This window comes from Hyella patelloides LEGE 07179, assembly GCF_900659865.1.
GTDB classification, from domain to species: Bacteria; Cyanobacteriota; Cyanobacteriia; order Cyanobacteriales; family Xenococcaceae; genus Hyella; species Hyella patelloides.
Map to the genome: position 1 here is coordinate 1 of NZ_LR214026.1, position 10,216 is coordinate 10,216.

A 10,216-nucleotide genomic window follows, 5' to 3' on the forward strand; every position below is an offset into this window, starting at 1 on the left:
ATAATTAAATAATTTCTTAAATAGCTGTTGCTTAATTACTATTTATTTTGTCCTGGTCAATTTTTCTTTATGACTGGATTTTTAGGTTCTCTCACCGAATTTTCTCACAATTTAGCCTAATTTTTGGCTTTCCAATATCTCAAATTTCTATTATTAGAAAAAATCTTCAACTTTTAAGCTTTAAATTGGCTTTCAACTTAATTTGTGAGAAAAGTGGGTATTGAGGAAAAGTTTGAGGGGTTAAATTGGAAAGATGTTTTACAAAAAGCAGCGTTGAAATATCCAAATTGTTTGATTCATCAAGTTTCTACCTATAAGATGCCTCCAGACAAGGAAATAGAGATTATTGAAGATTAACATCATGTTGGCAATTACTCATAGAGCGATCGCCTTAGACAATAAAACAATAAATATGTAGTGAGCCAAATAACAGACGATCGCCCTCTCCTCAATCCAAACTGGTAAAGTAACCCTACTCTTTACCTTGAATGCTTGCAATTACTCACGCAGCGATCGCATCTGCTGGAACATCTTTAATACTCGGTACTGCCGATCCTCTCCTCCTGGGACTATCTATAATTGGCTCACAGCTTCCAGATATTGATACAACTACTAGCACTATTGGTAAAATCTTCTTTCCGATTAGTTCTTGGATTGAGGATAATTACCCACATAGAACAATTACTCATTCGTTATTAGCTACGGCTGCTATTACTGCGGTTAGCTTTTTGGTGTGCTTTTTACTAGGGGATATAAGTCTAAAATTAGCGATCGCACTTCCTCTCGGACATCTCCTAGCCTGTTTCTCCGATACCTTTACCAAGCAAGGAGTACAGCTATTTTATCCCGATCCAGCCTGGGCTATCAGCGTTAGCAATCCCCGACGGAGACTTAAAACTGGTGGTGCTGGTGAGTTGTGGGTATTAGGAAGTGCGATCAGGCGAAGCCTGCCACTTCGTGATCGCCTTACTTATCTTCGGTATCTATCTAGCCAATGGTGGCGGAATATCCCAGAAAGTCTCGCAAAATCTCGGTTTGAGAGATGGCATTGTCAGAGTGTATAACCAAAATGCAGCTACTAATAAGGTGTATGCAGAGATTAAAGGTTACTGGGCAAGCGATCGCACTTCGGCAGATGGTAAGTATTTGATTATTGGTAATGAGGGTAAAGAATTTGTCGTAACTGATGGCAAGGGAGTTTATAAGACTGGAGAACAGATAATTACATCTAAGGTGACAACCACCGTCGGGGAAGCTGCCACTACTGAGATTAGGAATCTAACTTTTAACGATGAAAGTGCGATCGCTTCTCTGGAAGAATTACAACGGGCTTATCCCAACGCAGACATCTACTTGAATGGAGAGTTAGCAATTGATTTCCCCGAAGATGTGAACATACCTATCGAACCGAATCAGATGGCTACGGCTTCTTTGATGGGAAGTAGAGTTAAGTTTGATTATTGTAGTTGGGATAGGGCGATCGCTTTACTTAAAGAGCAGTATGCAGTAGGAAGTATAGAGATAAAAATAGTGCGGTAAGCTCATGCTCGTACCTTTTTTGTCACCGATTCTACGGTGGTATTGTTAAGTTTTGTTTCATGTATTTCGCTCTTTACGTTACGTCACCCTTTATGTTGATGAATATCTAGAAAAAGAGAAACGAAGACATCATGTACAGTATTGGGGAATACGCTCGAATCGCCCAAGTTTCTAAGCGATTGTTACGTTACTACGATGAGATCGATCTGTTTCAACCTGTCAAAATCGATCCAGAAAGCGGGCATCGCTATTACAGCGCGAGTCAATTGCCAGAACTCAATCGCATTTTGGCACTAAAAGATTTGGGGTTATCGTTAAATCAAATTCAAAGGTTTGTGCGAGACGACATTTCCCCCACAGAAATTCAGGGGATGTTGTCCTTAAAAAAAGCGGAGTTAGAACAACAGGTATTGGGAGAACTGCAACGCATTCGCACTATTGAATCCCGTCTCAAGCAAATTCAAGATCGGGATAATCTAGTTCGCGATGTAATAGTAAAAGAAGTCCCCCAACAAAAGTTTTTTTCCGCACGTAAAGTCTTATCAAAATCGGATTCTGATTATTTCTTTTGGTCTGCAATGGATGCCCTAACTAAAGGAGACTGCGCTAACAACGGACAGATAACGATTATATTTCACGAAGATGGTATCGAAGGCGAGTGTATTGATATGGAACTGGGAAAATCTCTAAATAGGGCTAACCGTTTCTCTCTGACTACTCATGATGACATAACTTGGACAGAGCGATCGCTAGCATCAGCAACGATGGCAACGTTTGTACCTCAGACAGCGAATTGTTCCAAAATTTTAGGTTAAAGTGCGATCGCTGAATGGGCAGAAGCCAATCACTACGATCTGGCTGGTGCTGTCAGGCTAGTATTTCTGGAATTACCCAAGCAGCCAGGGGATGATGACTACGTGATGGAAATTCAGTTTCCTGTCTGCAAGCGTGAAGTAGCTCTGAACCTGCGGACAGCGTAAGCTGGGGCTGCGCGCTCGCGAAATTAATTGGGAAATTAGCCAAAAAATTGTTTGACAATCAGGAGTATCGAGATGATTTCTCGCAGCAATAAGCTTGAGACAGATAAAAAAGCTTTACTTTCTACACTATGGATATTCGTACTGTTTAACCTGATTTTTCGGGATATCCATGAGTTTTTTCGAGCGGGACTTTTAGAAGAAATAATTACAGGAGTCGTCAATGGGACTCAAGTGACTGAAGAAGTCATGCTGATAGGAGCAGTTGTGGTAGAAATTCCTATTTTGATGGTTCTTCTGTCTCGAATCTTAAATTACAGAATTAACCGTTGAGCAAACATTATTATCGGTGCAATAACGATCGCCTTAGTTATTGGTATGGGATAAAAGGATCTCGACGATCTGTTTTTTGCCACAGTTGAAGTAATTGCTCTGTCAGTAATTATCTGGCTAGCTTGGAAATGGCGGGAATACATTGAACACTAAAAAACATTTATCATTTGTCGTTTGGAGAAATTCAATAACAGGAGATAACCATGACTACTTCTACTAAATTTTGGGACAAGATTGCCGAAAAATATTCCAAACAACCCATTGCTGATGAAGCATCGTATCAGAAAAAATTAAAAGTTACTCAGGATTACTTTAAGCCAAACATGGAGGTACTGGAGTTGGGCTGCGGTACGGGAGGAACTGCTATCATTCACGCACCCTACGTTAAACATATTCGTGCCATAGATATCTCAGCGAACATGATTGCTATTGCTAAAAGTAAAGCGGAAGAACAAGATATTGATAATGTCACTTTTGAACAATTAACCATTGAAGAATTAGAAGCGGAGGCTAATACCTATGATGTAGTATTGGGACTGAGTATTTTGCATTTACTAGAAAACAAAGAAGAAGCGATCGCCAAAGTTTATCAAATGCTCAAACCAGGAGGGATTTTTGTTACCAGTACTGCTTGTATAGGAGATAGTATGAGTTGGTTTAAACTTATCGCACCCATTGGCAAGGCTTTGGGCTTCTTTCCCTTAGTCAGGGTATTTACCACGCAGCATTTGATTGAAAGTCTAACTGATGGGGGATTTGCGATTGATTATCAATGGCAACCAGGCAAAAACAAAGCAGTATTTATAGTAGCGAAAAAGACTGAGAGCGATGAATAAACAAGGAAAACTAATTTTCTTTTGTGGCAAGATGGGGTCTGGTAAATCGACAAAAGCGATCTCTCTGGCGAAAGAATATAATGCAATACTCTTGTCCGAAGATGAATGGTTGTCGGCTATTTACCCAGAAGAAATTAAGGTATTTGCTGACTATATAAAGTATTCCTCTCGTCTCAAGCCTTTATTAAAGAAGCACGTCCAAAATCTTTTAAATTCTGGTATTTCCGTAGTTATGGATTTTCCAGGTAATACTCGTAATCAACGAGCTTGGTTCAAAGAGATATTTTCCGAGTATGACATACCGCACAAATTATATTATCTCGAAGTAAGTGACGAACTCTGTTTAAAACAGATCGAACAGCGTAGAAAAACCATACCCAGTCGCGCTGATTTCGATACTGAAGAGATTTTTCATCAAGTAAATAGTTACTTTCAAACTCCTACCGAAGAAGAAAACTTTAACATACAGATAGTAAAAAGAGAAAATATATGATGTAGTGTTTTCCTACACAGCGATCGCAAACTCAAATCACTTACCTATACCCAATCCATAAACTAAAAAAGAAGCAGAACAATATTAAGTACTGCGATGAAGAAAGGTAACTGGTCTGTTGTAAAACTCTTGGGATATGTAACTTTGGGTATTGGGGCTATTACCCTTGTTAATGCCAACACCGAAAAAACCCAAGCAAACCAACCCGAACCAGTTACCGAAACTACCACCCCTTACAGTCACAGCCGTCACGTTATCACTCTTACTCTCAATCAGTTAGAAGAACTCAAAGTAACTGAAGGTCAGAGAATTAATGTCGGAGATATAATCAGCGATCGCACTTCCACCAGAGCCAAGCTACAAGCCAAAAAGGAAAGATTGGAAACAGCGATCGCCCAAGCCAGTTTACCCCTCAACCAACTCAAACCAGTTCCTATACCTACATTTCAGACAGAATTAGCAGCACTCAAACAGGCACAATTTAACCTCAATGTTATTACTCGCGAGATTGAGAATTTCGATAAGCAGCTTCATTTTAAAGACCCCTTCTACTCCTCGGTGTTTGAGTCAGAGAAGATTCAGGAGTTAGCAAACTTAAAGCGTAGAGAGTTAGAAGCTTCTATTAATTTGGAGAAGGCGATCGCAAGACTTGATGAGGCTAAACTCAACTACCAAAAACAGCAGTACGAACACTCTCTTAAAGTATCTGACTACCAGACAGCCTTACAGAAGCAGCAGGAGCAAGTTAATTCTTTGCAGGTTCAGCTAGATAAAGTGAATGATGAGCTTGAAACCTTGGTATCAGTTTTTTCGCCATACAGGGGAAAGGTTAGGCGGGTTAAGGTGCTAAATCATAGCGATCGCAATATTAATTGAGATTACATTGGATATTAGGGGTGGGAGATAGGGCGCGATCGCGAAGAAACCGCCTTGCAATGCGCTTGAATGAGCAGTTAACCGATGTAACCATCTACAAAGATGAGTCGGTGAGGAAATTATTGCACCTAATTGGGTCAAAGTAAGATCGATAAGAATGCCCTACTTTCTAAAATTCGTACTTAATATTTTTAATATGCTCGTAAATATTGATGTACTGAGAGCCTGCACTCTTCCAAGAATAATCGCATTCCATACCTTGCTGTGCTAGTTGTTTAAATTCTTTTGGATACTCATAATATAAACCGATCGCTCTTTCCATAGCAGATTCTAAAGCCTTATTATCCTGCTGATAAAAGACATAGCCATTACGTTTTTCAGGAGCATGGTCTTGATCGTAGTCACGGTCAAACACGGTACTGAGTAAACCGCCAACACCCCGTACAATTGGCACTGTACCGTATTTTAAACTAATCAACTGAGTCAATCCGCAGGGTTCAAAATTACTGGGAACAACCATCATATCCGCCCCAGCATAAATTAGGTGTGCTAATTCTTCGTTGAAGCCAATTTCTAAATGAACATCGGGATTCTCGTTGAGAAAATATTTTTCGTGGAGGAATCGATTATTAACCTCGGTAGAAGTTCCCGAACCTAGCAGAACAAATTGAGCATTACGCTGTAGAGCATAGTAAATTGCATGATGTACTAAATGTACGCCTTTTTGTTCGTCCAAACGTCCGATATAGGCAATAACGGGCTTTTCAGAATCTTGTAACAGCAATTTTTCTCTCAACGCTTTCTTGTTTTTAGCCTTCCCAGCCATATTATTTAAATCATACTGAGAGGGAATAAGCTCGTCTGATTCAGGATTCCACAGTTTATAGTCTACGCCATTGAGAATACCGCTAAATTTATTTCGATGAATTTCTAAAGTATGACCCAAACCATAGCCTACGTCAGTAAAGCGAGCTTCCCAAGCATGGTGGGGAGAAACTGTATTTACATAATTAGAATAGACAATTCCTCCTTTCATTAAATTGAGGGCAAAAGGATTAAAATTATCTCGCAGGCGATCGTAATGAAAATAGTATTCTGGTCTATTTAAACCTGTGGCTTCTAAAATCTCGTTCCCACAGCTACCCTGATGTCTAAAGTTGTGAATGGTATAGCAAACTCTCTGACGCTCCATTCCATAGTACTGATACATTTCGTATAGCATTACGGGAATCAAGCCAGTTTGCCAATCGTGACAGTGAATAATGTCAGGGCGTTTATTGCTTTTAAGCAAAAATTCCATTGCTGCTTTACTAAAGAAAGCAAAACGCATCGGGTCATCATTTCCGCCATAGACATAGCCTCGATTAAAAAACTGGTCTTGACTTTTAGGTTGAATAAAGAAACAAAGTCTACCGTGTACCCAGCCACAGAAAACATCACATTTGATTTCGCCACCATACCAGGGTACACCCAGGTCTTTATAAGCATCATGCAAGCCCCATATATGGTCGTACCGCATGCAGTCATACATGGGTAGAATTAATTCGACGCAGTTACCACGATTTTCTAATTCTCTGCTCAATCCGTAAACTACATCTCCTAAACCTCCCGCTTTGATCACAGGAGCGCATTCGGAGGCAATTTGCACGATGTACCTAGATAATAATAAAGGATTACTCAAGTTTTGAGTTTTAGCATCATCATCTGAAGTATCAATAAGTGCAGCTTTTAAAATATCTATATCAGCCTGACTGATATCGCCAGCGACAATAAGAGCCAATGACTTTTGTTTTTGATTTTCTCTATAAAACTCAAAACTATTATCATCTATCAATTTGACATCTTTAAGTTCAAGATTAAATTTTTGTTTTAAAATCGGTGTTAATTCACCCGAATTATAAGAATTGACAATTCTCTTAAGTCCTTCTTCAGACCCTTCAATAGTAAATTTAATACTACTTTTTTCGATATCTCTATATCTCAATTCACTATCTTTAGCAATTTCTTTTAATGAATTTAATAATCTTTGGTAGTTTTCTTCAGTATGGGGAAATTCTAACTTAAACTCTTCGTGTTGATTTTTATAAGTGCCTTTAATTGTCGGTTTATTTTGTGGGTAATTATGTATAGTATGATTCTCATCAATTCGTCCCGCAACTTTAGCATTACCTTTAATCTGACCCTCCTTCATCTCATTAATGCCACAATTGCCATTCTGTGAATGCGAATTACATTTATTTTCTGGCTTACTGCAATCCTTTTTAGCTAAACTATCTTCGTTAGCAATTGGCATATTTTCAGCACTCATCAGCTATTTCCTGAAACTACATATGACACAAAATTACTTTGCTTGCTGTTTTTGCCAACCTTCTATTGCTCCAATAATAAATGTACCTATAGGATGAGTTTCTATCACGTTGAGACTACCTTGTTTAAATGCTGCGATTGCTTTTTGTTTCCAAGTAGGATTGCTTTCTATTTGTTCTATTGCTTGAGTCGCTACTACCATTTGTTCTGTGGTGGTGTTAGTAGGATTATCCTGCTCTAGTTGTCTAATTAAAGCTTGTATTTCGGCTGCTGCTTCAGCTAAATCTCGTTCTTCAGCTTCATTAATAACTCCAGCGACTTTGGCATTACCTTTAATCTCGCCACCACTCATGTGACCGATACCAATATTTCCACTCTGTTCATAGTATGCATCTGTTTTAATTGTGCGGTGTTCAGTCATATTTGATTCCTCTACTAAATAGCTTGGGTCTTCTAGAGCTTCTTTTCCTTTTGATTTCAATACACAGCTTTGATATTCATGCTTTCCTGCTTCAGTTATTGGAAAACCTTTAGGTGCTAATATAAATTGTTCATTGGATAACTGTTCGAGATAACAATTAACAGTATGCTGCTTCAATTCTCCAGCTTTAGCGATCGCTGTTTCGCTAAAATATCCTCGATCTATAGCTTTAAGTATTAATGCTTTGACTAAAAAACGACTTCCTTTAGGTGTAATGCGGTCTAGTGCAATAGCTAGTCCTTTTTGAAGAACACGGACATCAGCTAGACCATAATCACGAATACACAATATATTTGTATATATTATTGCAAATTCTTTTTCATCTTTAATTGGGTAATATTTTCCGTTATAAACTACTCCATTAGTAAAGACAATTGAATCATTTGTTTCACAAGATTCTACTTGGTGCAAAATACTAATAATTGAATCCAAGTTGCACTTCATGTCTTGTTAATTACTTATAAAAATTGACGATAACTATAACTACATTAACTACTTTTTTCAATTCAGTATAAGGGTTTGAAGGAGATATGGGAGTATATTTTTACAATCGTTACCATACGCTTATAGCGATCGCTAACTTAAATCTATAAACTTGCTGGTACACTCCGAGGGTTTAACGTGCAGATATCTGGAAGTTACCGCCAACGAACTATGACCCAAAGACTTCATCAACAAATCGATTCCCGCACCATTATTCAAACTGTGGCAAGCATGAGCATGACGCAGCCAATGAGCCGAAGTATGGGGATTGATACCAGCTTTCTCTACCGCTTTCTTAATCAGCCGATGGATGGCATGACGATCTAAGCGATTGCCAAAGCGAGATAAAAATACCGCTTCGGTTTTCTCACTCGAAGGAAGCTGCTTTAGTTCTGAATACAATTGATGAGTTATCAGTAATGTCCTGGTTTTGTGACCTTTACCAAAGATAGTTACGGCTATTGCCTCATCTGTTGGTTGAAAATCAGACCAATTCAAACCTACTAACTCAGATATCCGCAAACCCAGAATATATAGAAGTACTAATATTAAGCGATCGCGCATCTGGGCAGCTTCATTAATTAACTGTTTTACCTCTTCGGCTTGTAGAATCCTTTCATTAAGAGCATCTTTAGCCTTCGTAGTTTTAATCATCGATGCGGGATTAGCGGGTAAATAACCAGTTTTAACCCCAAAGCTAAACAGGGACTTGATTGCAGCCAATTTATTATTAATCGTATTCTGACTCTTACCCCGCAGTTGAAACGATTCCAACCACAATAAAATATCTTCGAGTTTTACCTCTTCTAACTCCTTACCCGCAAAGGTGAGGAACTGCCGAGAAATGGTGATATAAGTCTTTTGAGTAGTTTTGGACTTTTGAGATATCCAAAATCGGATTAACTCCGTATCTTGTTTCGCGTCAGTCAGTTTCGGATAGGTATTGATAGTCATATCACAACAAAAACCTAATTTTGTTGTGTTAAATAAAGGTTGAAAATGATGAAATAACGATCGCTCTTGAGACACGCTAAAACAATACCACTAAGTAAGTGAATTTCCAGTAACTCTTTGGGGAAAGTTAAGATTACTTGATATCCAGATAAACAATGAACTTTAAGACCTTTATCAACGGTGCAGCTTTACTCATTGGTTTGGGTTTAATTGGTTATTCTCAGTTCAATAAGCGATCGCCATCTACTAATTCGACTACCGTCGAGCCAAAAAAACTCGATGTATGGAGCGTCAAGCCAGGCAGTATCTACGATGGAGACACCCTTAGAGTCGTCAAGGGCAATCAAGAACTTAAGATTAGATTTTGTGGAATTGATGCCCCCGAATTGAAGCAAACACTAGGAGTTGAGGCTAGAGACTATCTGCGAAGTCTGATTGATAAGAGCAATGGAACGGTACATTTAATTAGAGTCGGCATAGACCGCTATGGTAGAACGATAGCAGAATTGTTTGTACCCCTCAAATCTAATTCCGAACAAGAAATACATCTAAATTCAGCAATGATAGAAGCAGGTATGGCGTGGCACTACGAACGGTATTCGGATAACTGCCTCGACAAAGAAGGATTAGCGATCGCCGAAAATCTAGCTAGAGATAACAAGGTAGGAGTTCATTCTAGAAGGTATCAGAAGCCCTGGAATTGGAGGAAGTTTCAGAAATAGCGATCGCCTCATCGCTCGGCTTTGCCGAGATCGCATTAATTAGATACTTAATTAATTAAGTGTTATGAATTAACGCATAAAACAATCAAAAAAACCAGAAGTAATAAGTAGTTAACTTGCATTACTTACTATTTATTATTTATGGAAGTCTCAACTTTTGAACTCTTAATTAAACCCATTGCTCCCCGTACTCCTGCTACTGAAGCCGTGGCTCG

The 10,216-nt window shown here is 38.8% G+C and carries 12 protein-coding genes and 1 pseudogene; 9 read left to right on the forward strand and 4 right to left on the reverse strand.

Going from position 1 to position 10,216, the window contains the following annotated elements; genetic code table 11:
- The first annotated feature begins 204 nt into the window (after positions 1-204).
- The 8 genes from H1P_RS36575 (at position 205) to H1P_RS26970 (ending at position 5,054) form a co-directional block, all read left to right on the forward strand.
- The gene (locus H1P_RS36575; protein ID WP_222427258.1) at positions 205-357 is read left to right on the forward strand and encodes a hypothetical protein; all 153 of its coding nucleotides are present in this window, start codon (positions 205-207) and stop codon (positions 355-357) included.
- A 131-nt stretch (positions 358-488) separates the two neighbouring features.
- Positions 489-1,064: a metal-dependent hydrolase gene (locus H1P_RS38550; RefSeq protein WP_246141973.1), complete on the forward strand. Its 576-nt coding sequence runs from the start codon at positions 489-491 to the stop codon at positions 1,062-1,064.
- Positions 958-1,539 carry a hypothetical protein gene (locus H1P_RS38555; protein ID WP_246141974.1) on the forward strand — a complete coding sequence of 194 codons (582 nt, stop codon included), beginning with the start codon at positions 958-960 and terminating at the stop codon, positions 1,537-1,539. The genes H1P_RS38550 and H1P_RS38555 overlap by 107 nt, the downstream gene beginning before the upstream one ends.
- A 131-nt stretch (positions 1,540-1,670) precedes the next feature.
- The gene (locus H1P_RS26950) at positions 1,671-2,354 is read left to right on the forward strand and encodes a MerR family transcriptional regulator (RefSeq protein ID WP_222427259.1); all 684 of its coding nucleotides are present in this window, start codon (positions 1,671-1,673) and stop codon (positions 2,352-2,354) included.
- Positions 2,355-2,591: 237 nt separating this feature from the next.
- Positions 2,592-2,849 (forward strand): DUF6326 family protein, encoded by a 258-nt coding sequence (locus tag H1P_RS37765; protein ID WP_222427260.1) that lies wholly within the window; start codon positions 2,592-2,594, stop codon positions 2,847-2,849.
- A 203-nt stretch (positions 2,850-3,052) separates the two neighbouring features.
- Positions 3,053-3,685, forward strand: a complete 633-nt coding sequence (locus H1P_RS26960; protein ID WP_144873488.1) for a class I SAM-dependent methyltransferase — start codon at positions 3,053-3,055, stop codon at positions 3,683-3,685.
- On the forward strand, positions 3,678-4,178 hold the full coding sequence (locus H1P_RS26965; protein ID WP_144873491.1) for a P-loop nucleotide/nucleoside kinase family protein: 501 nt from the start codon (positions 3,678-3,680) through the stop codon (positions 4,176-4,178). The genes H1P_RS26960 and H1P_RS26965 overlap by 8 nt, the downstream gene beginning before the upstream one ends.
- A gap of 96 nt (positions 4,179-4,274) precedes the next feature.
- Positions 4,275-5,054, forward strand: coding sequence for an HlyD family secretion protein (locus H1P_RS26970; RefSeq protein ID WP_144873494.1), 780 nt, complete (start codon positions 4,275-4,277; stop codon positions 5,052-5,054).
- 169 nt (positions 5,055-5,223) lie between these two features.
- Here H1P_RS26970 and glgA read toward each other — a convergent pair whose 3' ends face one another.
- The 4 genes and pseudogenes from glgA to H1P_RS26985 all read right to left on the reverse strand — a co-directional run bounded on the left by glgA (position 5,224) and on the right by H1P_RS26985 (position 9,279).
- Positions 5,224-6,735, reverse strand: coding sequence for a glycogen synthase GlgA (gene glgA / locus H1P_RS26975; RefSeq protein WP_144873507.1), 1,512 nt, complete (start codon positions 6,733-6,735; stop codon positions 5,224-5,226).
- 195 nt (positions 6,736-6,930) lie between these two features.
- Positions 6,931-7,362, reverse strand: a pseudogene (locus tag H1P_RS39545) (hypothetical protein); the annotation flags it as partial.
- A 33-nt stretch (positions 7,363-7,395) separates the two neighbouring features.
- The gene (locus H1P_RS26980; RefSeq protein WP_144873497.1) at positions 7,396-8,286 is read right to left on the reverse strand and encodes a hypothetical protein; all 891 of its coding nucleotides are present in this window, start codon (positions 8,284-8,286) and stop codon (positions 7,396-7,398) included.
- Positions 8,287-8,418: 132 nt separating this feature from the next.
- A complete protein-coding gene (locus tag H1P_RS26985) occupies positions 8,419-9,279 on the reverse strand; it encodes a tyrosine-type recombinase/integrase (RefSeq protein ID WP_144873500.1) in 861 nt (286 codons plus the stop codon).
- A 155-nt stretch (positions 9,280-9,434) separates the two neighbouring features.
- Here H1P_RS26985 and H1P_RS26990 point away from each other — a divergent pair, with 155 nt between their 5' ends.
- Complete coding sequence (locus tag H1P_RS26990; RefSeq protein ID WP_144873503.1) at positions 9,435-10,001, forward strand: thermonuclease family protein; 567 nt, start codon at positions 9,435-9,437, stop codon at positions 9,999-10,001.
- The last annotated feature ends 215 nt before the right edge of the window (positions 10,002-10,216 follow it).